General features: G+C 68.3%; 22 protein-coding genes and 1 tRNA gene. 12 read left to right on the top strand and 11 right to left on the bottom strand.

What is annotated here, in order from left to right:
- On the top strand, positions 1-534 hold a 534-nt coding region (locus tag ACE3OU_RS14405; RefSeq protein ID WP_374242241.1), incomplete at its 5' end, for a tyrosine-type recombinase/integrase.
- A 59-nt stretch (positions 535-593) separates the two neighbouring features.
- Here ACE3OU_RS14405 and ACE3OU_RS14400 read toward each other — a convergent pair.
- The 11 genes from ACE3OU_RS14400 to ACE3OU_RS14350 form a co-directional block, all read right to left on the bottom strand.
- Positions 594-1,298 (bottom strand): hypothetical protein, encoded by a 705-nt coding sequence (locus ACE3OU_RS14400; RefSeq protein WP_374242243.1) that lies wholly within the window; start codon positions 1,296-1,298, stop codon positions 594-596.
- Between the two features lie 10 nt (positions 1,299-1,308).
- Positions 1,309-1,917, bottom strand: coding sequence for a DarT ssDNA thymidine ADP-ribosyltransferase family protein (locus ACE3OU_RS14395; protein ID WP_374242240.1), 609 nt, complete (start codon positions 1,915-1,917; stop codon positions 1,309-1,311).
- A gap of 314 nt (positions 1,918-2,231) precedes the next feature.
- Positions 2,232-2,307 (bottom strand) — tRNA-Phe (locus tag ACE3OU_RS14390).
- A gap of 84 nt (positions 2,308-2,391) precedes the next feature.
- A complete protein-coding gene (locus tag ACE3OU_RS14385) occupies positions 2,392-3,903 on the bottom strand; it encodes a sensor histidine kinase (protein WP_374242239.1) in 1,512 nt (503 codons plus the stop codon).
- A complete protein-coding gene (locus ACE3OU_RS14380; RefSeq protein ID WP_374242238.1) occupies positions 3,890-4,564 on the bottom strand; it encodes a response regulator in 675 nt (224 codons plus the stop codon). Before ACE3OU_RS14380 ends, ACE3OU_RS14385 begins: the two co-directional genes overlap by 14 nt.
- Positions 4,565-4,990: 426 nt before the next feature.
- On the bottom strand, positions 4,991-6,730 hold the full coding sequence (locus ACE3OU_RS14375) for a cation acetate symporter (protein WP_374242242.1): 1,740 nt from the start codon (positions 6,728-6,730) through the stop codon (positions 4,991-4,993).
- The gene (locus ACE3OU_RS14370) at positions 6,730-7,038 is read right to left on the bottom strand and encodes a DUF485 domain-containing protein (protein WP_374242237.1); all 309 of its coding nucleotides are present in this window, start codon (positions 7,036-7,038) and stop codon (positions 6,730-6,732) included. Before ACE3OU_RS14370 ends, ACE3OU_RS14375 begins: the two co-directional genes overlap by 1 nt.
- Positions 7,039-7,273: 235 nt before the next feature.
- On the bottom strand, positions 7,274-8,932 hold the full coding sequence (gene groL / locus ACE3OU_RS14365; RefSeq protein WP_374242236.1) for a chaperonin GroEL: 1,659 nt from the start codon (positions 8,930-8,932) through the stop codon (positions 7,274-7,276).
- A 94-nt stretch (positions 8,933-9,026) separates the two neighbouring features.
- Positions 9,027-9,317, bottom strand: a complete 291-nt coding sequence (groES, locus tag ACE3OU_RS14360) for a co-chaperone GroES (RefSeq protein WP_298601590.1) — start codon at positions 9,315-9,317, stop codon at positions 9,027-9,029.
- 195 nt (positions 9,318-9,512) lie between these two features.
- Positions 9,513-10,892, bottom strand: a complete 1,380-nt coding sequence (locus ACE3OU_RS14355) for an L-serine ammonia-lyase (RefSeq protein WP_374242235.1) — start codon at positions 10,890-10,892, stop codon at positions 9,513-9,515.
- 3 nt (positions 10,893-10,895) lie between these two features.
- Positions 10,896-11,969 (bottom strand): serine endopeptidase, encoded by a 1,074-nt coding sequence (locus tag ACE3OU_RS14350; protein WP_374242234.1) that lies wholly within the window; start codon positions 11,967-11,969, stop codon positions 10,896-10,898.
- Between the two features lie 487 nt (positions 11,970-12,456).
- Between ACE3OU_RS14350 and ACE3OU_RS14345 the strand changes: the two genes are divergently transcribed.
- The 11 genes from ACE3OU_RS14345 to ACE3OU_RS14295 all read left to right on the top strand — a co-directional run bounded on the left by ACE3OU_RS14345 (position 12,457) and on the right by ACE3OU_RS14295 (position 24,836).
- Positions 12,457-13,665 (top strand): hypothetical protein, encoded by a 1,209-nt coding sequence (locus ACE3OU_RS14345; protein WP_374242233.1) that lies wholly within the window; start codon positions 12,457-12,459, stop codon positions 13,663-13,665.
- Positions 13,662-14,201, top strand: a complete 540-nt coding sequence (locus ACE3OU_RS14340; RefSeq protein ID WP_374242232.1) for an ATP/GTP-binding protein — start codon at positions 13,662-13,664, stop codon at positions 14,199-14,201. The genes ACE3OU_RS14345 and ACE3OU_RS14340 overlap by 4 nt, the downstream gene beginning before the upstream one ends.
- A gap of 155 nt (positions 14,202-14,356) precedes the next feature.
- The gene (locus ACE3OU_RS14335) at positions 14,357-15,625 is read left to right on the top strand and encodes a TolC family protein (RefSeq protein WP_374242231.1); all 1,269 of its coding nucleotides are present in this window, start codon (positions 14,357-14,359) and stop codon (positions 15,623-15,625) included.
- Complete coding sequence (locus ACE3OU_RS14330) at positions 15,622-16,779, top strand: efflux RND transporter periplasmic adaptor subunit (RefSeq protein WP_374242230.1); 1,158 nt, start codon at positions 15,622-15,624, stop codon at positions 16,777-16,779. Before ACE3OU_RS14335 ends, ACE3OU_RS14330 begins: the two co-directional genes overlap by 4 nt.
- A 13-nt stretch (positions 16,780-16,792) precedes the next feature.
- Entirely contained in the window at positions 16,793-19,897 is a 3,105-nt protein-coding gene (locus tag ACE3OU_RS14325) for an efflux RND transporter permease subunit (RefSeq protein ID WP_374242229.1), read from the top strand.
- 19 nt (positions 19,898-19,916) lie between these two features.
- Positions 19,917-20,603, top strand: coding sequence for a response regulator transcription factor (locus ACE3OU_RS14320; RefSeq protein ID WP_374242228.1), 687 nt, complete (start codon positions 19,917-19,919; stop codon positions 20,601-20,603).
- Positions 20,584-21,954, top strand: coding sequence for a sensor histidine kinase (locus ACE3OU_RS14315; RefSeq protein WP_374242227.1), 1,371 nt, complete (start codon positions 20,584-20,586; stop codon positions 21,952-21,954). The genes ACE3OU_RS14320 and ACE3OU_RS14315 overlap by 20 nt, the downstream gene beginning before the upstream one ends.
- A 115-nt stretch (positions 21,955-22,069) precedes the next feature.
- Positions 22,070-22,243 (top strand): LiaI-LiaF-like domain-containing protein, encoded by a 174-nt coding sequence (locus ACE3OU_RS14310; RefSeq protein ID WP_374242226.1) that lies wholly within the window; start codon positions 22,070-22,072, stop codon positions 22,241-22,243.
- Between the two features lie 8 nt (positions 22,244-22,251).
- Positions 22,252-22,857, top strand: a complete 606-nt coding sequence (locus tag ACE3OU_RS14305; RefSeq protein ID WP_374242225.1) for a hypothetical protein — start codon at positions 22,252-22,254, stop codon at positions 22,855-22,857.
- Between the two features lie 84 nt (positions 22,858-22,941).
- The gene (locus tag ACE3OU_RS14300; protein WP_374242224.1) at positions 22,942-23,742 is read left to right on the top strand and encodes a TIGR00266 family protein; all 801 of its coding nucleotides are present in this window, start codon (positions 22,942-22,944) and stop codon (positions 23,740-23,742) included.
- A complete protein-coding gene (locus ACE3OU_RS14295) occupies positions 23,739-24,836 on the top strand; it encodes a M48 family metallopeptidase (RefSeq protein ID WP_374242223.1) in 1,098 nt (365 codons plus the stop codon). Before ACE3OU_RS14300 ends, ACE3OU_RS14295 begins: the two co-directional genes overlap by 4 nt.
- Positions 24,837-24,894 lie beyond the last annotated feature (58 nt).

The raw sequence follows: 24,894 nt of genomic DNA, 5'->3' as shown, positions 1-24,894 counted from the left end.
TCCGGCGGCAACAACCGCGCTACCGCTCTGTCTTTGAAGTCTTGTCCGTATCGCGCCAAGTCGTTCTCTCATCATCGCCCCCGAATTCAGGATTCTATCGAGGTGGCAACTATTCTGACGCGGGGGGCCGGCCAGCGGCCCGCTGACGTGCTCAAGCTGACCCGCGCCGACATCCGGGACGGCGCGCTGCACCTCAAGCAGAACAAGACAGGAAAAAAGCTCGCCATCGAGATCACCGGGGAGCTTGCCCAAGTGATAGACCGGATCACCAGCCGGCCGGCGAAGATCAAGGGCGCCTGGCTGATTCAGGACGAGAGCGGCCAACCTCTCACCTACTGGATGCTGCGGAATCGGTTTGACGAGGCCAGGGAAGCCGCTGGCGCGACTTTTCAGTTTCGGGACATCCGCGCTAAGGCTGCAACCGATACTGGTGATCTAGGACATGCTCAAAAACTGCTAGGACACGCAAAACGGGACATGACCGAGCACTATACGCGCAGCAGAAAGGGCGAGCGGGTAAGGCCGCTTAGATAGCGCCCTCCATAGTGTACGAAACGGCTCGTCCATGCCATCTATTGGGCCCGAAGCCTCTTTTAAAGCAATCTACGCTGCGTCACAGTATCCTCATGAGCATTGCTGACCTCTCCCGTGGCAATAACTGAAAGATACTTCTTCTGATCCTTTAGGACCTTATCCGTCAGCAAACCCCGCTCATGTAGCGACACATAAAGCGCAGCAGCATACGCTTGACAGTTAATTGACCGATCGGGATTAAACGCGATATCCGAAAATGCGCTATACGTCAAAACCTGCTCAGCAAGCTCTGGGCGTTTGTGAAGAGCATTAATGTACAGCCAGTCGTAAAATGCGGTTTTTGGCTCCAAATCCCAATCCATCCCGTAAAAACGGAACTTAACTAAGCGCCCGTGCTGAAGAAGGCGCGCATCTCGTTTAGCATCGATTGACCGCGCCTCTAGCAAATCCGTAAAAGGACCACCATGCTCAAAGACTTTGCTTGCCTGGTAGGCGCACTCAAGACTGAACTCTCGCTCATGCTTGAGCGTCTTAATCATCAAATTAAATGCACTAAGGCTTACACCTAAATCAGAAGGCGATTTGCTGGAGATTTCGAGCACTTTATCGACGCCGAGTTGGACTCGGGCGGCTGCATGTAGAGATGCAATGGATTTTTGAGACTGACTCTTGGCCATCCCTGGGAACCACTGAAAATCTACATGGTGAGTCCACACAAGCAACTTGCCACTAAGCGAAGGCGTAAAAATTGGTCTTGAGGCCATTTGGTTATGATTACCTCCAATGGATGTAGTCATGCCGATAGCTAAAAAAGCGTGGGATATACTTCACAGCCACGCTCGGGTAACGCTCTAGCAACTCATTCTTGAGGGCTATCGTCGAAACGATTACTCCCAAAATATACTCTCTAGGAACCCCTTCGAGCATGAGCACCTCTGCCTGCGGGTTCGTTGGGTAGCTATCCTGGATACCAAGGACTGCTCTAGTTAGGACACCCCAGTCAGCAAACAAATTTTTTAGCGCCGCCAACGTTTGGCGCTGCTCTAATGGTATCGCCGTAACAGTAGCGGAAGCTGCGTTCGTTGCACAGAATGCACAAGGCAGCGACCACAGCACCTTACGACTAACAGCAAGAACAACCCACTCTACATCCGGGGTTTCCTGACGAAGCCTGTAGAACATTTTGTAATTCGGATGCTCGACAGACAGACAGACAGCACGCGTTCCATCTAGGCGATATTGGTCGTTGAAGCGGACATTATCGTCACCAATCAACATATCGCGCGGCAAAAGCCCTCGCCGGAGAATGGAGTCTAGATTGCTTACCTGGGTAAAGTGCGTCAAAAGAGTGATGCCACGCACTGCAACGTACTCTTCGATCATGCACGTCATTTCCACTCCGTTTCACTGCATCATGGGATCATCGCACCTTTCGTAGTGAAGCAATACATCGATATTGGAATAACATCGACCTGCCCCACAGAAAACACCACTCAGCTACTGCTACGAGCAAGGAACGTTGGCGAGAAGCAACAAGCGCGGATCGTAGAATCGGTAGCCATACAAAAGGCCTGATTACGGATTCTAGCGGAAACTGCACTTTATTCCCGCATCATTATCCCGCACATTTTGTAGAAAACAGCTTGAAAATGTAGAAAAGCCGCTTCACGCAAACATGCGTGAAGCGGCTTAAAATCTGGTGGCCAGTCGCGGAATCGAACCACGGACACGCGGATTTTCAATCCGCTGCTCTACCAACTGAGCTAACTGGCCTTCGAGAGCACGCATAATAGGCTACCCCTTAAAGCGTGTCAACAAGAATCGTAATCTTTTTTGCGCTCCCCTGCCCGGCGGGGTTCAGGTGGGCGGAAACTGCCGGGACGAGGGACGGGAGAGGGCGATCTCCAGGCGGGAGGCTTCGGGTTCCTGGACGGCGCGGGTGCGGGGGAAGACGACCTGGGCGATGGTGCCCTTGCCGCTGGGGTTGGGGTTGAGGCTGACCTTGGCGCGGTGGAGTTCGGCGATCTCGCGCACGATGGGCAGGCCGAGGCCGGAGCCGCTCTCGGTGCTGCCCAGGACGCGGTAGAAGCGCTCGAAGACGCGCTCCCGGTCGGCTTCGGGTACGCCGATACCGGTATCCTCGACCTCGACGATGGCATGGTCGGTGGCGATGGTGCGCACGGTGACGCAACCGCCCTCCGGGGTGTACTTGATGGCGTTGTCGATGAGGTTCTTGAGGAGCTCGGCGAGGAGCACCGGGTTGCCGTCGATGATCAGCGGCTCGTCGGTGGTTTCGAGGCCGAAGTCGATGTTCTTCTGGCGGGCGCGGGGCACGAAGTCGCTGAGCATGGTGCGCAGCAGGCTTTCGAGGTCGACCCGCTCGACGGCGTAGATCTTTTCGTAGCTGGCCTCGGCGCGGGCCAGGGACAGCAGCTGGTTGATGAGGTGGCTGGCGCGCTCGGCGCTCTCGGAGATCTGCCGGAGGGAGCGGTGCACCTGCTCCGGGTCGGTTTCCATCAGCGCGAGGTCGGTCTGCATGCGCAGGCCGGTGAGCGGGGTGCGCATCTGGTGGGCGGCGTCGGCGATGAAGCGCTGCTGGGCCTGCAGGTTTTCTTCGAGGCGGGCCATCATGTCGTTGAAGGCGATGATGAGCGGCCGCACCTCCTCGGGCACGCCCGAGACCGAGATGGGCGACAGGTCGGACGGCCGGCGGCGGCGGATGTAGCTCTGCAGGTGGTTGAGGGGCGCGATGCCGCGGGACAGGCCGAGCCACACCAGGATCACCGCGATCGGGATGATCGCGAACTGGGGCAGCAGCACGCCGGTAACGACCCGCGAGGCCAGAGTGCTGCGCTTGTTGCGGGTCTCGGCCACCTGCAGCAGCACGAAGCGGCCGTGGGCGCCGCCCGGCGGCAGGAGAAACTGATAGGCGACGCGGACGTCCTCGCCGGCGATCTGCTCGTCGCGGAACATCACGAGGTCGGGCTCGACGCTGTCGGGGGCGGTGATCGGCGGGATGTCCTTGTCGCCGGCGAGAAGCTCGCCCTTCAGGCCGATCACCTGGTAATACACGGTGTCGTCCTCGTCGGCGCGCAGGATCAGGCGGGCCGGCGCCGGAAAGTTGAGCCGGGCCTTGTCGGCGTCGAGCTGCACCAGCCGGGCGATGGCCCGCACGTTCACCGCCAGGGCCTGGTCGTAGGGCTGGTTGGCGATGCTGTTGGCGACGTTGTGGGTGACGATGATGGAGATCGGCCACAGGAACAGCAGCGGCGCGAGCATCCAGTCGAGGATCTCGCCGAAGAGCGAGTTGAAGGCCTTGCCGTCGGCGCCGGGCGCGTCCGGCGCGCCGCCTCGCCTACGCGGCCACATCCGGCTTTTCCAGGCAGTAGCCCAGGCCCCGCACGGTGACGATCTGCACGCCGCTGCGTTCGAGCTTCTTGCGCAGGCGGTGCACGTACACCTCGATGGCGTTGTTGGACACTTCCTCGCCCCAGCCGCACAGGTGGTCCACCAGCTGCTCCTTGCTCACCAGCCGCCCGGCACGCAGCAGCAGGACTTCCAGCAGGCCGATCTCGCGGGCCGACAGCTCGACCACCTGGCCGTCGATCTTGACCACGCGGTCGGCCTGGTCGTAGGAGAGCCTGGCGAACTCGATGCAGCGGGCCTGGCCGGTGCCGCGGCGGGTGAGCGCCCGCACGCGGGCTTCGAGCTCGGGCAGCGCGAAGGGCTTGGTGAGGTAGTCGTCGGCGCCGGCGTCGAGGCCGCGGACGCGATCCTCGATGCCGTCCTGGGCGGTGAGGATCAGCACCGGCAGCGCGCACTTGCGGGCCCGCAGGCGGCGCAGCACCTCGATGCCCGACAGCTTGGGCAGGCCGAGGTCAAGGATCAGCAGGTCGAAGCTCTGGCCGAGCAGCGCGGCGTCGGCGTCGGCGCCGTTGGGGACGTGGTCGACGGCATAGCCGGCCTTCTTGAGCGCCCGGCACAGCCCGTCGGCGATGATCAGATCGTCCTCGGCCAGCAGTATCCGCATGGTTTATTCACCCGAAGCAGCAGCGTAAGTTTTGAGTAAGCGGAGGCCAGCACACTGGAATCGCTGTTCTCCTTTACTCGGTCTTGGAGGCGCTCGCGCCTCGGGGGATTGGGCCGCCCGACGGGCCTCTCCCCCGCCGTTTTTTTGGCGCGGCGGGCGACCGGCAACACATTGCCGGGCCAGCCCGGAATCACCCGCTGCCAACCAATCCCCGTTACGCCTGCGTTACGCCCCGGCAACAACCAAAAAACCCGGCCACAAGAGTCGGGCGCGGGCCGTGAACGCTCGCCGTCAAATGCGTTCGAGTCTAGCACAGCCCCGCACGCCCCACGCCGCGACACCCGTTTACGCACAAAACCCCGGTCAGCCAGAGGCTGCCGGGGTTTTGCCTGGGCCGGGTCGTGGGACCCGGCGGCCGGAAGAGGCTTAGTGGCCGGAGGCGCCGGCGGCACCGATGCCGGTTTCGGACCGGATCAGCTGGGCGGCGAAGTCGGCACGTTCCTGCTGGGCGTTCGCGCTGCGGTCGAGCAGCGAGAAGATCCAGATCCCCACGAAACCGATGGTCATGGAGAACAGGGCCGGCGAGGTATAGGGGAAGATCGCGTCCTTGTTGCCGAGCACGTCGACCCACACCGACTTGGACAGCACGGTCATGACGACGGCGCTGAGCAGGCCGAGGAAGCCGCCGATGACCGCGCCCTTGGTGGTGCAGTCCTTCCACAGCACGCTCATGAAGAGCACCGGGAAGTTGGCGGAGGCGGCGATGGCGAAGGCCAGGGACACCATGAAGGCGATGTTCTGCTTTTCGAAGGCGATACCCAGAACAACCGCGATGATACCCAGCACGATGGTGGTGATGCGGGACACGCGCAGCTCGGCGGCGGAGTCGGCATTGCCCTTCTTGAACACCGTGGCGTAGAGGTCGTGGGACACGGCCGACGCACCGGACAGGGTCAGACCCGCAACCACGGCCAGGATGGTGGCGAAGGCAACCGCGGAGATGAAGCCGAGGAAGACGTTGCCGCCGACGGCGTTGGCCAGGTGGATGGCCGCCATGTTGCCGCCACCCTTCAGGGCGCCCTTGGCATCCAGGAACTCGGGGTTGGTCAGCACGAAGGTGATGGCGCCAAAGCCGATGATGAAGGTCAGGATGTAGAAGTAGCCGATCCAGACGGTGGCCCAGCCCACGGACTTGCGCGCTTCCTTGGCATCCGGCACGGTGAAGAAGCGCATCAGGATGTGCGGGAGGCCGGCGGTGCCGAACATCAGCGCCATGCCGAAGGAGATCGCGGAGATCGGATCCTTCACGAAGGAGCCCGGCGCCATGATGGAGTCACCCTTCTTGGCGGCTTCGACGGCCACTTCGACGCCCTTGGCGGCGGCGGCTTCGATCAGCTTGGCGTCCTTGGCGGCGAGGGCGGTCTTGATCTCGACAGCCTTGGCGAACATCGCCTCGGGGCTGAAGCCGAACTTGATCAGCACCATGAAGGCCATGAAGGAGGCGCCACACAGCAGCAGTACGGCCTTGATGATCTGCACCCAGGTGGTGGCGGTCATGCCACCGAAGAGCACGTAGACCATCATCAGCGCGCCGACGATCACCACCGCCATCCAGTACTCGAGGCCGAACAGCAGCTTGATGAGCTGACCGGCGCCGACCATCTGGGCGATGAGGTAGAAGGCCACGACGACCAGGGTACCCGAGGCCGCGAAGGCGCGGATCGGGGTCTGCTGGAAGCGGTAGCCGGCCACGTCGGCAAAGGTGAACTTGCCGAGGTTGCGGAGGCGCTCGGCCATCAGGAAGGTGATGATCGGCCAGCCGACGAGGAAGCCGATCGCATAGATCAGGCCGTCGTAACCGTTGGCCATCACCGCGGCCGAGATACCGAGGAAGGACGCGGCGGACATGTAGTCGCCGGCGATCGCCAGGCCGTTCTGGAAGCCGGTGATGCCACCGCCGGCGGTGTAGAAGTCGGCGGCCGACTTGGTCTTGGAGGCGGCCCACTTGGTGATGAACATCGTGCCGGCAACGAAGATGCCGAACATGATGATCGCAGTCCAGTTGGTGGCCTGCTTCTCGGCCTGGCCGAGGTCGGCGCCGGCGGCCAGCGCCACGCCGGAGGCCAGCACGGCCAGGAGGCCGAGGAAGAGCTTGGAAGTGCGCATCACTTGGTGGCCTCCTTGATGACTTGTTCCTTCAGCGCGTCGAACTCGGTGTTGGCGCGACGGATGTAGATGCCGGTGATCACGACGGTGAAGATGATCACGCCGAGGCCGATGGGGATCCCGTAGGATGTGACACCCGCGCCGGTCTTCTGGGCGAGGAACTCCTTGTTGAAGGCGATCAGCACGATGTAGCCGTAGTAAACGGCCAGCATGATGATGGTCATCATCCAGCTGTACGAATTGCGCTTTGAGACCAGCTCCTGGTATTTCGGATTTGCCCGGATGCGGTCGCCGAGGTCGTCTCTCATATATGTCTCCTCCTCTTCGAATGAACCTAACAAGGAACCGGCAGGCTCCTTTAAGGGTGAGTGCAAGTTACCGGGGCAGTCTTACGGTGAACTTACGTTTGAATCACGGCCACGGCCGCGCCTCCACGACGGCGAAACAAACCACCACACAAGCGGCGCCCAAAACAAAAAACCCCGCACAAAGCGGGGTTTTTTGTTGGCAGGAAGCCTCCCGGAAGAGGCCTCAGGCAGGGAATTACATGCCCATGCCCATGCCGCCCATGCCACCCATGCCGCCCATGCCGCCCATGTCGGGCATGCCGCCGGCAGCCTTTTCTTCGACGACTTCGGCAACCATGCAGTCGGTGGTCAGCATCAGGCCGGCCACGGAGGCGGCGTTCTGCAGCGCGGTGCGGGTGACCTTGGTCGGGTCGAGAACGCCCATTTCGACCATGTCGCCGTAGACATCGGAAGCGGCGTTGTAGCCGAAGTTGCCGGAGCCTTCGACGACCTTGTTCACCACCACGGAGGCTTCGGCGCCGGCGTTGGCGACGATCTCGCGCAGGGGCTGCTCCATGGCGCGCAGCACGATCTTGATGCCGGCGTCCTGGTCGTGGTTGTCACCCTTCAGGCCGGTCAGGTTGGCGCGGGCACGCAGCAGGGCCACGCCGCCGCCCGGGACGATGCCTTCTTCAACGGCAGCGCGGGTGGCGTGCAGGGCGTCTTCGACGCGGGCCTTCTTTTCCTTCATCTCGACTTCGGTGGCGGCGCCAACCTTGATGACGGCAACGCCGCCAGCCAGCTTGGCAACGCGCTCCTGCAGCTTCTCGCGGTCGTAGTCGGAGGTGGCTTCCTCGATCTGGACGCGGATCTGCTTGACGCGGGCTTCGATGCGCTCGGCAACGCCGGCGCCGTCGATGATGGTGGTGTTTTCCTTGCCCACTTCGATGCGCTTGGCCTGGCCGAGGTCGTCCAGGGTGGCCTTCTCGAGGGTCAGGCCGACTTCTTCAGCGATCACCTGGCCGCCGGTCAGCACGGCGATGTCTTCCAGCATGGCCTTGCGACGGTCGCCGAAGCCCGGGGCCTTGACGGCGCAGGTCTTGAGGATGCCACGGATGTTGTTGACGACCAGGGTGGCCAGGGCTTCGCCATCGACGTCTTCGGCGATGATCAGCAGCGGACGGCCGGCCTTGGCGACCTGCTCGAGGACCGGCAGGAGGTCACGGATGTTGGAGATCTTCTTGTCGAAGAGCAGCACGAACGGGTTGTCGAGGATGGCAACCTGCTTGTCCGGGTTGTTGATGAAGTACGGGGACAGGTAGCCGCGGTCGAACTGCATGCCTTCGACGACGTCGAGCTCGTTGTTGAGGGACTTGCCGTCTTCAACGGTGATGACGCCTTCCTTGCCGACCTTTTCCATCGCGTTGGCGATGATTTCACCGATGGAGGCATCGCTGTTGGCGGAGATGGAGCCGACCTGGGCGATTTCCTTGTTGGTGGAGCAGGGCTTGGAGAGCTTCTTCAGCTCTTCGATGGTGGCGACGACGGCCTTGTCGATGCCGCGCTTCAGGTCCATCGGGTTCATGCCGGCGGCGACGAACTTCATGCCTTCGCGGACGATGGACTGGGCCAGCACGGTGGCGGTGGTGGTGCCGTCACCGGCGATGTCGGAGGTCTTGGAGGCAACTTCCTTGACCATCTGGGCGCCCATGTTGGCGAACTTGTCCTTCAGCTCGATTTCCTTGGCCACGGACACGCCGTCCTTTGTCACGGTCGGGGCGCCGAAGGAGCGCTCGAGCACCACGTTGCGGCCCTTCGGGCCCAGGGTCACCTTGACCGCGTCGGCCAGGATGTTGATGCCTTCGACCATGCGGGAACGGGCGGAATCACCGAACTTGACTTCTTTAGCTGCCATTTATCAATCCTCAGTAGTGTCTTTTACGTGCTTCGGGCCTGAGCCCGACGGGCGCTGCAGGGGCCGGGGCCACGCTGCAGCCGGGGTGCGGGGCTCAGGCCTCGAGCACGCCCATGATGTCTTCTTCACGCATGACCAGGACTTCCTGGCCATCGACCTTGACGGTCTGGCCGGCGTACTTGCCGAACAGAACACGATCGCCGACCTTCACATCCATCTTGCGGACGTCGCCGTTGTCGAGCACCTTGCCGTTGCCGACAGCCAGCACTTCGCCCTGATCGGGCTTCTCGCCGGCAGAGTCGGGGATGACGATACCGCTGGAGGTGGTGCGCTCGGCTTCAACGCGCTTGACGATCACGCGATCATGCAAGGGACGGATTTTCATGTAGCAATCTCCTACTGGTTTCGTTCCGGGCCACAGGCCCACGGTAAAAACATTTAGCCAACAAGTGTTTGGCGACTTGCACGGCGAGCTTGTTAGCACTCACCTGCGTCGAGTGCTAATAATAGGGGCGGGCCCAGTGCATTTCAAGAGAGGCACGGCGGATTTTTTTGGGGTGGCCCACCCGCCCCGGCGATGTCAGCACTCGGTGACGTTCACCGCCAGCCCGCCGCGGGCGGTCTCCTTGTACTTGAGCTTCATGTCGGCGCCGGTGTCGCGCATCGTCTTGATGACCTTGTCGAGGGACACGAAATGCCGGCCGTCGCCGCGCAGGGCCATCCGCGCGGCGTTGATGGCCTTGATCGAACCCATCGCGTTGCGCTCGATGCACGGCACCTGCACCAGCCCGCCGACCGGGTCGCAGGTGAGGCCGAGGTTGTGCTCCATGCCGATCTCGGCAGCGTTCTCGACCTGCTCGGGGGTGCCGCCGAGCACCTCGGCCAGCGCCCCGGCCGCCATCGAGCAGGCGACACCGACCTCGCCCTGGCAGCCGACCTCGGCCCCGGAGATCGAGGCGTTCTCCTTGTAGAGGATGCCGATCGCGCCGGCGGTGAGCAGGAAGCGCACCACGCCCTCCTCGTTCGCCCCGGCGCAGAAGCGGGCGTAGTAATGCAGCACCGCCGGGACGATGCCGGCGGCGCCGTTGGTCGGCGCGGTGACGACGCGCCCCCCGCTGGCGTTCTCTTCGTTGACCGCCAGCGCGTAGAGGTTCACCCAGTCGAGCACGGTGAGCGGGTCGCGCAGCGCGGCCTCCGGCGTGCCGGCGAGGGTGCGGTACAGCTCGGCGGCCCGGCGCCGCACGTGCAGGCCGCCGGGCATCACGCCCTCGTGCCCGCAGCCGCGACGCACGCAGGCCTGCATGACCGTCCAGATCTCGAGCAGGCCGGCCCGGGTCTCGGCGTCGCTGCGCCAGGCGCGCTCGTTCTCGAGCATCAGACGGCTGATCGAAAGCCCCCCTTCCCGGCAGCGGGCGAGGAGCTCCGCCGCGCTGTGGAAGGGGTGGGCCAGCGGCGTGGTGTCGGCGACCAGGCGGTCGGCGCCAGCCGTCTCCTCGTCGACGACGAAGCCACCGCCAACCGAGTAATACACCCGGGCGCACAGCGGCGCGCCGGCCGCGTCGAAGGCGCTGAAACGCATCCCGTTGGGGTGGTAGGGCAACGACTGGCGACGGTGCATCACCAGATGCTCGCGCTCGACGAAGGGCACCGGGTGCTCGCCGGCGAGGCGGATGCGATGCTCGCTGCGGATGCGCGCGAGCTGGGCGTCGATCCGCTCAGGGTCGACCCGGTCCGGCGCCTCGCCTTCGAGGCCGAGCAGCACCGCCTTGTCGCTGCCGTGGCCCTTGCCGGTGGCGCCGAGGGAGCCGAACAGCTCGGCCTTCACCCCGGTCACGCGGCCGAGCAGCCCCTCGTCACGGAGGCCGGACACGAAGAGCAGGGCCGCCCGCATCGGCCCGACGGTGTGGGACGACGAGGGGCCGATGCCGATCTTGAACAGATCGAAGACGCTGATTGCCATGATTCACGCACCTGGAGGATGAGGGGAGGCGCCAGGGCCCGACGTGGCCGCCGACGTGCCGCAGGCGTGGCAGAAGCGCGAGAAGGCGCTCTTGCGCGCCGTGCACTGGCGACAGTGGTCGAACAGGCAGATGCCGCAGTGAGGGCAGTAGTCGATGGCCGTGTTGCCGAGCTCCACCGCCCGCTCGCAGCCCGGGCAGACGCCCTTCGCAAGCCGCGCCAGCGCCACGTCGTAGGCCAGCTCCTGGCGGCGCTCGGCGTCGGGGCGAGCCTCGGCGAGTTTCTGCCTTTCGAGGTAGCGGTTGAGGGCCAGGATAGCCTGCCGGCCAACCACCACGGTCACGACGATCCCCACCACATGGCGCACGTAGCCACCGTAATCGGGCAGGTAAGGCACGAGTTCGACGAAGAAGGTGAACAGCGCGAAGAACACGAAGCCCCACACGAAGGGCCACCAGGTGCTCCTGCGCTGCCGGGCGAACAGCCAGCCCGCCGCGGCGAGCAGCGGCAGGGTCAGGGCCAGCCGGTACAGGAACACCCGCAGCTCCTGCCGGCGCAGGCCTTCGTCCAGCCTGCCGGCCGCCTCGGCTTCGAGCGTCTGCAGCGTGCGGCGGGCGCGCTCCTCGGCCTGCCGTGCATCGAGGGCGGCCTGCTGCTGGGCTTCCACCGCGGCCAGCGCCCGGCGCTCGGCGGCCTTGAGGGCATCCAGCGCCGCGCTGCGGCGGATCAGCTCGGCGTCCTGCTCCGGCTGCCGGGTCGCCTGCCGGGCGGCCAGCCAGTTGGCATAGGTCTCGCGGGCGCTGGCGGCGTCGGCACGCTGGGCGTTGAGCTTGAGGCGGGCCTGGTCCAGCGCCTCGTCGGCCGCCTGCCGGGCCTGGCGGGCCTGCTCGATGGCCGCGCGGGCCTGCCGGGCCGCCGGTTGGTCGATGAAGTCCTCGAGGCCGAGGCGCTGCTCCACCTGGGGCAGGTTGCGCACGACGGTGCCGCCCAGCCCGATCAGGAAACCGGCAAACGCCACCGCCACCAGCCACAGGCCGGAGCGGAACCACTTCTCGGACAGCCTCAAGGCCTTGTTCATGACGCATCCTCGCGGGGGCAGGGCTTTCATTATCCAGAAAACCGCCGCCGACCGCCTCTGGGCGCCCACGTCGACGCGCCCCGGCGGATGCCCCTCGCCCCTGCCCGCCCCCCATCGGCGGCAGGCTGCGCGACAGCACTTTCCTGCAGCGCCCGACGGGGCCGCTCCAGAAGCCCGGCAAATACCATCAGCATTTGTCAAAAAATGTCTAAATTCACATAAATCATCAAAGTTTCCGCTGCCAACGGCGCGTAGCCCTCTAGAATCACGCCTGAATAATTTGCGGCACAGTCGGCGCATGGACGGCTCGAATCCGGTGAGATCCGGGCATGCAGGCACCGCCGTCGCCACGCAGGGCGCACGGCACCGAACCACGGCACCCGACGCGTCGTGCCGGCTTGTGCCCCGAGCCGTGCTCTTGCCGCGCGGCCCCGACCGACGGCCCGATAGGCAAGCCCAGCCCCGAGCTTTCGGGAGAAAGTCCCTGATGACCGCCCAGCCTTCCCTTCGTCTCTGCCACTCGGGCCTGGACAGGCGCGCGCTGCACGCCTTCGAGCTGTTCCTCGCGCGCGTTGGCCCGGGCAGCTGCCAGCTCAGCAGCGAAGAAGCCGCCGACGTCGCCTTCATCGACCTGGACAGCGACCTCGGCCCCTACCTGTTCGAAGGCCACCGCCTGCTCTACCCGTCGCGCCCGCTGATCGTCAGCGCCCACCGGCCGCCGCTGGGCAACGACCCGCTGACCATCGAAGTGGCCAAGCCGATCGGGCTGTCGGCCTTCTCGTCCGCCCTCGAACAGGTTCGCCTGCTGCTCTCCCGCGCCGGCGCCCCCGCCGCCACGCCGGCCAGCCCGCGGGCCGAAGCGGCCGGCAGCGCGCCCCCGCCCGCCCTCGGCAGCCGCCAGCCCAGCGCCGACCCGGTCAGCCTGATGCGGCAGATCGAGGAGCGGATGTCCACCTTTTATGTGGGTTCGATGCCCGACGTGGACCTCGACGACCTCGCCGCCCGCAGCGCGATCTACTACACCCCGGAGCACTTCCTGCAGGGCGTCATCGCCCGGGCCATCGCCCACGCCCGCGAGATCCAGCGCCCGGTGCGCGTCGACGACGCCAACGGCACCGCGCTCTACCTCGACCCCCAGGGCGGCCGCGCCTACCCGGTGCGCAGCGCCAACGCCCTGCGCGCCCTGGCCCAGCTCCCCACCCGCGGCATGGTCAGCCTCAGCCGGGTCGAAGTCCGTGACACCGGGGCCCTCGCGACCCTCGACGGGCGCCCCCTCGAGGCCCTCACCTGGGACGTCGCCCTGTGGGCCTCCCGCGGCCGGATTCCCGTCGGCACCCACCTCGACCACCCGGTGCGCCTGCTCGCCTGGCCCAACCTGACCCGCCTGGCCGTGCCCCCCGAGGCGATGCGCATCGCCGGCCTGTGGTCGAAGGGCGGCATCAGCCTGCGCGACACCGTGCGCCTGCTGGGGGTCCCCCAGCGTTACGTGTTCGCCTTCTACAGCGCCTGCCTGGCCCTGGGGCATGTGGAACAGCTCCGGACGCCCGGGGCGGTGGCGGTGGCCCGCCACGGCGCCGCCGCGGTCGCGGTAGCGGCCACGGCCGAAGCCGAGGCGCCCCCGCTGCGGGGCCTCTTCAAGCGCATCCTCGGCAAGCTGCTGGGGGCCCGCGTCGGCGAGGCTGCCACCCCGGGATGAGCCACTACAAGATCATTTTTGCCGGCCCGGTCGGTGCCGGCAAGACCACCGCCGTGGCCGCCGCCAGCGACATCCCACCGGTGCGCACCGACACCGCCGCCTCCGACGAGGTGCGCGACATCAAGCCCCGGACCACCGTCGCCCTCGACTACGGCGCGATGAAGCTCGGCGACGGCAGCACCATCCACCTGTACGGCACCCCCGGCCAGGAGCGCTTCGACTTCATGTGGGAGATCCTCACCGAGGGCGGCATCGCGCTGCTGCTGCTGATCGACAACTCCCGGGGCGAGCCGCTCAAGCAGCTGCGCTTCTACCTCGGCGCCTTCAGCGGCTTCATCCGCAAGACCGCCGTCGCGGTGGGCGTCACCCACATGGACGTCCCGGGCGGCCCCCGCCTCGCCGACTACCAGGCCGAACTCGACCGGGCCGGCCAGCCCGGCGTGCCGGTCTTCGAGGTGGACGCCCGCAACCGGCGGGACGTGTGCCTGCTCATCGAGGCGGTCCTCAGCGTCATCGACCCCGTCGCGCGGGCCTGAGCCCCGCCCTCCTGCCGCCTCGCGCCGCCGCCTCGGAGCCTCCCCGGGGCGCTGACGACACCTCGCAAACCTGCAAGCTTCATGCAAGGAATCCGACAGAGACTTGCAAGGCAGCGAGCCTAGACTGGCCCGGCCTCATCCTCCGAGCCTCCGGCATGCCGCCCCGCCTCCGTACCCTGCCCGCCCTTCTGCTCACAGCCCTGCTACCCCTTGGCAGTCTCGCCCAGAGCAGCGCCCCCGAAGCCCTCGACCTCCCCGCCGCCGAGCGCATCCTCCTGGACGCCAACCCGGCCATCCTGCAGGCGCGTGCCGGCCAGGCCGCCGCCCGGGCCGGGATCGACATCGCCGGGGCCCGCCCCAACCCGCAGCTCACCCTGGGCTCGACCAGCACCGACCCCGGCCGCCCCGGCTCGCGGGGCTTCTGGAACAGCTGGACCGACAATGTCGTGCGCATCGACCAGCTGGTCGAGCGCGGCGACAAGCGCGACCTGCGCCTCGCCGCCGCCGACCGCAACCTGTCGGCCAGCAGCGCCGACCTCGCCAACACGATCCGCCTGGCCCGCATCGACCTCGCCAACGCCTGGCTCGACCTGCGCGCCGCCCGCGAGATCCGCCGCATCGCCGACGAGAACGCCGCCCTCGCCCGCCGCGCCGCCGACGCCGCCGAGCTGCGCGGCAAGGCCGGCGACCTGGCCGGCGTGGACGTGGCCCGCTTCGCCGCCGACGCCGCCCGGGTGGCCAACGACGCCCTGCAGGCCGAGCTGGCCCTGTCCCGCGCCCGCATCGCCCTGGCCCAGCTGCTGGGCAACCGGGTACCGGCCGCCCGGCTCGACACCACCGACGACTGGCCCGCCGCCGAGTCCCCGCCGCCCCCCGCCGCCGAAGGCGCCGAGCGCGCCGACCTGCTCGCCGCCCGCAAGCGCGTCGAGCAGGCGGATGCCCTGCGCAACCTGGCTCGTGCCCAGCGCACCCGCGACGTCTCGGTGGGTGTCCAGTACGAGCATGCGGCAGCGAACGCCAACAACGCCTACTCGACCGCCTCCTATGGTCTCAGCGTCTCGGTGCCGCTCTTCCTCGGCTACGACTACCGCGGCGACATCGCCCGCAGCGAGGCCGACTACACCGCCGCCGAGCAGCAGCTCGTCGCCACCCGCAGCGCGATCGACAGCGAGCAGTCCCGGCTGCGGGCCGAGCTCGACGCCAGCCAGTCCCGCTATACCCGCCTGCGCGACGTGGTGTTGCCGGCCGCCGAAAAGGCCGCCCGCGGCGCCGACGTGGCGATCCAGAAGGGCGGCATGAGCCTCACCGACTACCTCGACACCCAGCGCAGCCTGCGCGCCGCCCGCATCGAAACCATCCAGGCCCGCGCCGACCTCGCCCGCGCTGGTCTGCTGCTGCGCCTGGCAGGAGACACTCAACCATGAAGCGCACCCCCATCGCCGTTGCCCTGATCGTCGCCGCCCTCGCCGGCGGCGCCTGGTACCTGCTGCAGCGTCCCGCCCCCGAGGCCGCCAGCGAAGCCGTCGTCCAGAAACCCTCCGCCGAACCTGGCGTGCTGCGCTTCCCCACCGCCGCGCCGCAGCTCTCCCAGCTCAAGGTGGAGCGCGCCGAGCTGGCCCCCGTGCCGATGGACGAGCCCCTCGCCGCCCGGGTGAGCTACGACGAGAACGCCACCGCCCGGCTGTTCGCGCCGGTCGCCGGCCGCGCGGTGGACATCCGCGCCAACGTGGGCGACAGCGTCAAGGCCGGCGCCGTGCTGGCGGTGCTCGACGCCCCCGAGCTCGGCACCGCCGCCGCCGACCTGGCCAAGGCCCGCGCCGACGCCCAGTTCAAGAAGGCCGCCCTCGACCGCGTGAAGAGCCTGTTCGCCGCGGAGGTGGTGCCCCGCCGCGAGTTCGAGGCCGCCCAGGCCGACTGGCAGCAGGCCCAGGCCGAAGCCGAGCGCGCCCGCCTGCGCCTCGCCAACCTCGCCCCCGGTGGCGGCGCCGACCCGGGCAGCCAGCGCTACGTGCTGCGCGCACCCCTGGCGGGCGTGGTCGCCGCCCGCAACATCAACCCGGCGATGGAAGTCCGCCCCGACGCCAGCGAGCCGCTGTTCGTGGTCACCGACATGAGCCGCCTGTCGGTACTGGTGGACGTGCCCGAGCGCGACCTGTCGGTGGTCACCGTCGGCAAGACCGCCCGGGTCGAGGTCTCGGCCTATCCCGAGCGCAGCTTCGAGGGCAAGGTGATCCGCGTCGCCCCGACCCTCGACCCGCAGACCCGCCGTGTGCAGGCCCGCGTGACGGTGGACAACCACGACAACCTGCTCAAGCCCGAGATGTACGCCCGCGTCGCGATCCTCGCCGACGCCAAGGAAGAGGTGCCCCGCGTGCCGATCGGCGCGCTACTGGTGGAAGGCGTGAAGAACTACATCTTCGTCGAGCGCGACACCGGCGTGTTCGAGAAGCGCGAGGTCACCCTCGCCTCCCAGACCCGCAACCACGCCTACGTGTGGACCGGGCTCAAGGCCGGCGAGAAGGTCGTCAGCGTCGGCGCCCTGCTGCTGTCCGCCGAGCTGGCGAGCAGCTCGCGCTGAAGGGCCGGCCACCATGTTCGACACCCTGATCACCCTCGCCCTGCGCCAGCGGGTCTTCGTCATCCTCGCCGCGCTGCTGGTGCTGGGCTACGGCGTCTATGCGGTCAACCAGATCTCCATCGAGGCCTTCCCCGACGTCCAGGACGTGCAGGTCCAGGTAGTCACCCAGGCCCCGGGCCAGGCGCCCGAGGAGGTCGAGCGCATCATCTCGCTGCCCATCGAGCGCGAGATGAGCGGCGTGCCGGGCATGACCCAGCTGCGCTCGGTGTCGATCACCGGCCTGTCGGTGGTGACTCTCACCTTCAACGAGAAGACGGCCGACTACTTCGCCCGCCAGCAGGTGCTCGAACGTCTCCAGCAGGTCAGCCTGCCCCCCGGCTCCCAGCCGACCCTGGCGCCCCTCACCACCGCCGTCGGCGAGATCTACCGCTACGTGCTCGAAGCCCCGCCCACCGCCAGCCGGGAGGACATCCGCGCGGTGCAGGACTGGACCATCCGCCCGGCCCTGCGCATGGTGCCGGGCATCGCCGAGGTGGTCAGCTTCGGCGGCGCGATCCGCGAGGTGCAGGTGCGCATCGACCCCGACCGGCTGCGCCGTTACGCGGTCAGCCTCAGCGACGTGAGCCAGGCCCTCGCCGCCGCCAGCGGCAACGGCAGCGGCGGGCTGATGCGCCGGGGCGACGAGGCCCTGGTGGTGCGCACCCTGGGCCTCTTCCAGAGCCTCGACGACGTGCGCGACGTGGTGGTGGTGGCCCGCGACGGCAAGCCGGTGCGCGTCTCCGACGTGGCAGAGGTGGACAACGGCTTCCGCCCCCGCAGCGGCATCGTCGGCTTCGACAGGCACGACGACGTGGTCGAGGGCATCGTGCAGATGACCAAGGGCGGCAACGCCGCCAAGATCGTCGAGGCCCTCAAGCTCAAGGTGGACGACGTGAACGCCCACCTCCCCGAGGGCTACCGCATCCGCCCGATCTACCAGCGCACCGAACTCATCGGCCACACCGTGGCCACCGTCGGCGAGAACCTGCTGGTGGGCGCCGTGCTGGTCACCGCGATCCTGCTGGTCTTCCTGCGCAACCTGCGGGCGGCCATCATCGTGGCGGCGATCATCCCGCTGTCGCTGCTGTTCGCCTTCATCCTGATGCACGCGATGGGGGTGTCGGCCAACCTGATCTCGCTGGGCGCGGTGGACTTCGGGGTGATCATCGACAGCGCGGTGGTGATGGTGGAGGCGCTGATGGTGCGCCTGGCCGGCGACGCCCACGCCGAGCACCACGGCATCGCCTCGCCGGTGGGCCGCCGCCTGCACGCCCTCAAGCAGACCTGTGTCGAGCTGGGCTCTCCGATCATGTTCTCGAAGGCCATCATCATCGTCGCCTTCCTGCCGATCTTCACCTTCCAGCGAGTCGAGGGGCGGATCTTCACGCCGGTGGCGCTGACCCTCTCCTTCGCGCTGCTGGGCGGCCTGATCCTCACCCTCACCCTGGTGCCCACCCTGCTCTCCTACGCCCTCAACAAGCAGGACATGGCCGAGAAGGAGAGCCCCTGGCTGCACCGCCTGCAGCTACGCTACCGGGACCTGCTGATCACGCTGCAGGCCCGCCGGCGCCTCACCGTGATGGCCTCCGGCGCCTGCCTGGCGGTGGCCCTGGCGCTGGCCCCGCTGCTCGGCTCGGAGTTCCTGCCCAAGCTCGATGAGGGCAACATCTGGCTCACCATCAGCCTGCCCCAGTCGTCGGGCCTCGGCAACACCAAGAGCATCGAGCAGAAAGTGCGCGCCACCCTGCTCGAATACCCCGAGGTGAAGGCCGTGATCACCCACGTCGGCCGCCCCGACGACGGCACCGACCCAAAGGGCCCCAACAACATCGAGATCCTGGTGGACCTCAAGCCCCATGACGAATGGCGCTTCGCCAGCAAGGACGCCCTGGTGGACAGCATGTCGGGCAAGCTGGCGGCCATCCCCGGCCTGCCCACCAATTTCTCGCAGGTGATCCAGGACAGCGTCGAGGAATCCCTCTCCGGCGCCAAGGGCGAGATCGCCGTGAAGGTCTTCGGGCCGAGCCTCGACGTGCTCGAGGCCAAGGGCCGCCAGATCGCCACCGTGCTCAACCGCATCCAGGGCGCCGCCGACGTGGCCGCGCTGCCGGTGGGCGGGCAGAGCGAGGTGGACATCCGCCTGCGCCGCGACGTGCTGGCCCGCTACGACATCAACGTGACCGACGTGAACGCGATGATCCAGACCGCCCTCGGCGGCAGCGCGGTCAATGTGTACTACGACGCCGACCGCCGCTACGACGTGACGCTGCGCTTCGACGCCCGCTTCCGCGACCAGGTGGACGACATCGCCCACCTGCCGGTGGCCCTGCCCGACGGCCGCAACACCATCCCGCTGGGCGACCTGGCCGACGTGGAGCTGCGCCAGGGCGCCTCGCGCATCCAGCGCGAGGCCGGCAGCCGCAACGTGATCGTCAAGGCCAACCTGCGCGGCCGCGACCAGGGCAGCTTCGTCGCCGAGGCCCAGCAGAAGGTGGCCGCCGAGGTCAGCCTGCCGGCGGGCTACAGCATCACCTGGGGCGGCCAGTTCGAGAACCAGCAGCGGGCCATGTCCCGCCTCAAGCTGATCGTCCCGATCACCGCCGCGCTGATCTTCTCGCTGCTGTTCTGGGCCTTCCGCGACATCCGCCCGGCCGTGCTGGTGCTCTCGATGGTGCCCTTCACGCTAATCGGCGGCTTTGCCGGGCTGGCCTTCGCCGGCCTGCACCTGTCGGTGTCGGCGGCGGTGGGCTTCATCGCGGTGGCCGGCATCTCGGTGCAGAACGGGGTGATCATGGTCGAGCAGGTCATCGAGATTGCCCGCCGCGGCGCCACCCGCTCCGAGGCCATCCTCGATGGCGCGATGCTGCGCCTGCGCCCGATCGTGATGACCGCCCTGATGGCCGGCCTCGGCCTGCTGCCGGCGGCCCTGTCCCACGGCATCGGCTCGGAAACCCAGCGCCCCTTCGCGGTCGTGATCGTCGGCGGCATCGTCAGCGCCACCCTGTTCACCCTGCTGCTGCTGCCCGTGCTGCTATCCTACGGCGGCGCCAAAGAGCCCCAAAAGGGCGAAGCCCCCTGACGTCCCACGGCCCACACCCATGCGCATCCTCATCGTCGAAGACGACCCGCTCCTCGCCGACGGCGTCGCCCAGCTGCTGCGCGGCGCCGGCTACACCGCCGACTACGTCGGCAGCGCCGAGCAGGCCGAGAGCGCCCTCGCCGCCGAGAAGTTCGACCTGCTGGTGCTCGACATCGGGCTGCCGGGCATGGACGGGCTGGAGCTGCTGTCGCGCCTGCGGGCCCGCCACAACCCCATCGGCGTGCTGATGCTCACCGCCCGCGACGCCCTCAACGAGCGGGTGCGCGGCCTCAACCTGGGCGCCGACGACTACCTCACCAAGCCCTTCGCCGCCGTCGAACTGCTCGCCCGGGTGGGCGCCCTGGCCCGCCGCAGCCGCGGCCAGAGCAGCCTGCGCCGCGAATTCGGCCCCCTCTCCATCGACGACGAGGCCCACCGGGCCTGGCTGCACGGCCAGCCCCTCGACCTGCCCCAGCGGGAATGGGCGATCCTCGGCTTCCTCCTCGACAACCCCGAGAAGGTGCTCAGCAAGGAGCGCATCGTCGCCGCCGTGTGCAGCTGGGACCAGGACATGAGCGTGAACGCCGTCGAGGTGTATGTGTCGCGCCTGCGCACCAAGCTCGAGCCGGCGGGCATCCGCATCCGTACCATACGCGGTCTCGGCTACATGCTCGAAGACCTGCCCCATGACGCGAAGCCTGCGTAAGTCCCTCCTCCTCTGGCTGCTGCTGCCCACCGCGCTGGCCCTGATCACCTTCCTGCCGCTGGCCTACCACCTGGTGCACCGGCCCGCGATGGAGGCCCTCGACCAGGCCCTGGCCGACGCCAGCCTGGCCCTCATCCCCCACCTCGAGGTGGACGAACTCGGCGAGCCGCGCTTCGTCTTCCCGGCCGCCGCCGAGCAGGTGCTGCGCACCGACCGGGTGGACGCCATCTACTACCTCGTCCTCGGCCCCGCCGGACGCTTCATCGCCGGTGACATCGGGCTGCCCCACGAGCCCCCCGCCGAGCAGGAGATGCACGGCGACCGGGTCAGCTTCGACGCCCACTTCCGCAACCAGCGGGTGCGGGTGGTGGCCATCCATCGGGACATCTCCAACTCGCCCTTCGTCTTCGTCACCGCCGAGACCACCCGCAAGCGCAACCAGCTGGCCGTCGACCTGGCCGTGGCGCTGATCCTGCCGCTGATCTTCTTCGCCGGCGCCACCGGCTTCACCATCTGGCACGGCATCCGCCACGCGCTGCAGCCCGTCGAGGGCATCCGCCGCGCGCTGCACGGCATGGAACACCTCGCCATGCAGCCCCTCGACACCCTGTCGGCACCGCTCGAGATCCGCCCGCTGGTGAGCGAGTTCAACGCCGTGCTCGACCGCCTCGAACAGGCCGCCGAAGCCCAGCAGCGCTTCGTCGCCAACGCCGCCCACCAGCTGCGCACGCCGCTGGCCGGGATCCGCACCCAGCTCGAGCTGCTGCTGCGCAGCCCCGACGCCGCCGACCGGGAGGCCCGCACCCGCCACTGCGTCGGCGCCCTCGAACGCCTCGGCCACCTGATCAACCAGATGCTGGTGCTGCTGTCGGCCGAACCCGGCGGCCGCCACGCCGGCCTCGCCGAACCCATCGACGTCCGCGACGTCATCCGCGAGTGCAGCCCCGACTGGATCCGCCTCGCCGAGAGCCGCGGCCTCGACCTGGGCTTCGAGCTGGACGCCGCCCGGGTCACCGGCGACCGCCTGCTGCTCGGCGAGATGATCGCCAACCTGGTGGTCAACGCCCTCAACTACACGCCGGCCCCCGGCGAAGTCACGGTGCGCTGCCGCAGCGCCGAGGGCTGCAGCCTGATCGAGGTCGAGGACAACGGCCCCGGCATCCCGCCCGCGGCCCGCCAGCAGGTCTTCGAGCGCTTCTTCCGCCTCCCCGACGCCGGCCAGCCCGGCAGCGGCCTCGGCCTCGCCATCGTCCGCGAGATCGCCCACGGCTTCCAGGGCGAAGTCGAGGTCCTCGACCCGCCGGGTGGGCGCGGTGCGCTGCTGCGGGTCACGCTGCCGGGCGGCGGCTGAGGCCAGCCCTCATGCCAGGCGCGGCGGAACCACCCGGCGGCCCCGGCCAAGGGGGCCTGCTTATGAGGCCGGCATCCGGGTTATGATCGCCGCCATCGCCCCCAATGGAGCCCCCATGAAAGGCCACTTCGCCGCCATCGCGCTGATCCTCTTCGGCGGCCTCGCGCTGGCCGTCAATCTCGAGCTCGTCGAGATCGACCTCGCCCGCCTCGCCCGCACCTGGTGGCCAGTCCTGCCGATCGCCCTCGGCATCGCGCTGTTCCTCACCCCCGGCGACCGCCAGCGCTGAGGCCCCCGATGAAACTGCTGCTGCCTTCCCTGTGCGCCGTCACGCTGGCGGCCTGCTCCACCACCCCGCCCGCCCTGCCGGAGGCCGGAAGCGCGCCGCGGGGCCTCGACACCCAGCTCGCCGAAGCCACGGTGGCACCCCTCACCGACCTGAACATCGTCCGCGCCGAGATCCCGAAGGTGCTGCAGGCCGCCAGGGCCACCCCCTATGCGCCGCCGGCCGACCTGTCGTGCGCAGCCCTCGCGACCGAGATCCGGGCCCTTGACGCCGTGCTTGGCGCCGATCTGGACAGCGCCGAAACCCGTGACAACCCCAGCCTCCTCGAACGCGGCGGCGACGCCGCCAGCAACGCCGTGGTCGGCGCGGTGCGCGACACGACGGAAGGCGTCGTGCCCTTCCGCGGCTGGGTGCGCAAGCTCAGCGGCGCCGAACGCTACGCCCGCAAGGTGTCCGCCTCGATTGCCGCGGGCGCCGTCCGCCGCGCCTACCTCAAGGGCCTCGGGCAGGCCGCCGGCTGCGCCGTGCCCGCCGCCCCCCGGAGCCCCCGGGCCACGTCCGCCGGGCAACCCGACCAGCCCCCTCTCCCGTCCGCCGCGGGCGAACGCGTACCTTGAACCCTCACCCCGCGCCCCCATCTGAGGGCGGCGCGGGTGTTCATCCCCCGCTACCCGTTTCCCCACTTTCCAGGAGCACCCGCCATGGCCATGGACGTCGTCGACTACGAGATCTTCGGTTCTGAAATGCAGTACGTGGAGGTCGAGCTCGACCCCGGCGAGGCCGCCATCGGCGAAGCCGGCGTGATGATGTACATGCAGGACGGCATCCAGATGGACACCATCTTCGGCGACGGCTCGGCCCAGCAGAGCGGCTTCTTCGGCAAGCTGATGGGCGCCGGCAAGCGCCTGCTCACCGGCGAGAGCCTGTTCACCACCGTCTATCACAACGAAGGCAGCGGCAAGCGCCGGGTCGCCTTCGCGGCGCCCTACCCGGGCAAGATCGTGCCGGTGGACCTGTCGTCGGTCGGCGGCACCCTGATCTGCCAGAAGGACTCCTTCCTCGCCGCCGCCAAGGGCGTCTCGCTGGGCATCGCCTTCCAGAAGAAGATCGGCGTCGGCCTGTTCGGCGGCGAAGGCTTCATCATGCAGAAGCTCGACGGCGACGGGATGGCCTTCATCCACGCCGGCGGCACCCTGCTCGAGAAAACCCTCGCCCCCGGCGAGACCCTGCGCGTGGATACCGGCTGCGTGGTGGCCTTCCAGCCCAGCGTCGATTTCGACATCCAGTACGCCGGCAAGATCAAGACCGCCCTGTTCGGCGGCGAGGGCCTGTTCTTCGCGACCCTCAGCGGCCCGGGCAAGGTTTGGCTGCAGTCGCTGCCCCTGTCGCGGATGGCCGACCGCATCGTGATGGCCTCCCGCGCCGCCGGCGGTGGCGGCAAGGAGGGCGGCTCGGCGCTGGCCGGCTTCGGCCTGGGCTCCCTGCTCGGCGACGACGAGTGAGCCAGCCCCCCGCCACCCCGCCCATCCCGGCCCGCGTCTTCCCGGCCGGCGGCGACGCCCACGGCCACCCCGCCCGCCTGGAACTGGCCGGCGGCGTGCTGCAGGTGCTGCTCGAAGACGGCCCGGCCCGCCAGGTGCCGCTGGCCGGCCTGCGGGCGGCGACCCGCGGCTTCAACCACAGCCAGTGGGCCATCGCCTGGGCCGCCGAGGGCGGCGAGCACATGCTGATCGTCGACGAGGCGGCCGTCAGCCCGCTGCGGGCGCTGGCCCCGGCACTGTTTGCCGGCGGCGAGGACGCCCGGCGCCGCGGCAGCCGGCGCTTCGTGGTCGGCATCGCGCTGCTGGCGCTGGTGCCGCTGCTGGTGGCAGTGGCGCTGCTGTCCTCCCTCGACCACCTCACCGACCGGGTCGTGGAGCGCATCCCGCCCGGCGTCGAGAAGCAGATCGGCGCCGCCGTGCTGGCGCGCACGCGGCTGGAGAGCCGGCTGATCGACCAGGGGCCGGCCTTCGAGGCCGTGCAGGCCATCGGCCGGCGCCTCGCCCGCCCCGGCGAGCCCCTCGAATTCCACCTCGCCGAGCGGCCCGAGATCAACGCCTTCGCCGCGCCGGGCGGCGTGGTGGTGGTGAACAGCGGGCTGCTCGCGCAGGCCGCCTCGGCAGAGGAGGTGGCCGGCGTGCTGGCCCACGAGATCGCCCACGTGGAGCTCCGCCACAGCCTGCGCCAGATCGTCCGCTCGGCCGGGCTGCGGGTGATCTTCGGCGCCCTGGCCGGCGACTACGACGCCCTCGGCGGCTGGGCCGCCCAGCTGGGCGAGCTCAAGTTCTCCCGCGACGCCGAGCGCGAGGCCGACCGGCGCGGCCTGGAACGCCTGGCCGAGGCCCGCATCGACCCGGCCGGCATGCTGCGCTTCTTCGAGACCCTCGAAAAGACCGAAGCCGGCGCCCCGGCCGCCAAAGTGCCGGCGGTGCTGTCCACCCACCCGGCAACCAAAGAGCGCATCGCCTGGCTGCGCGAGGCCACCGCCACGGCCGGCGGGGGCCCACTCGAACCCATCGCCATCGACTGGCGCGCCGTGGCCGGCAGCCTGCGCTAGGCCCCGGCGACACGCCACGACGCACACCGGGAGCCTCCCGGGCCGGCCGCTGCCGGGG

The sequence above is a fragment of the Zoogloea sp. genome (genome assembly GCF_041908905.1).
Taxonomy (GTDB): Bacteria; Pseudomonadota; Gammaproteobacteria; order Burkholderiales; family Rhodocyclaceae; genus Zoogloea.
Note: the sequence above shows the minus strand (reverse complement) of the source record. Positions and strands in the feature narration are given on the sequence as shown.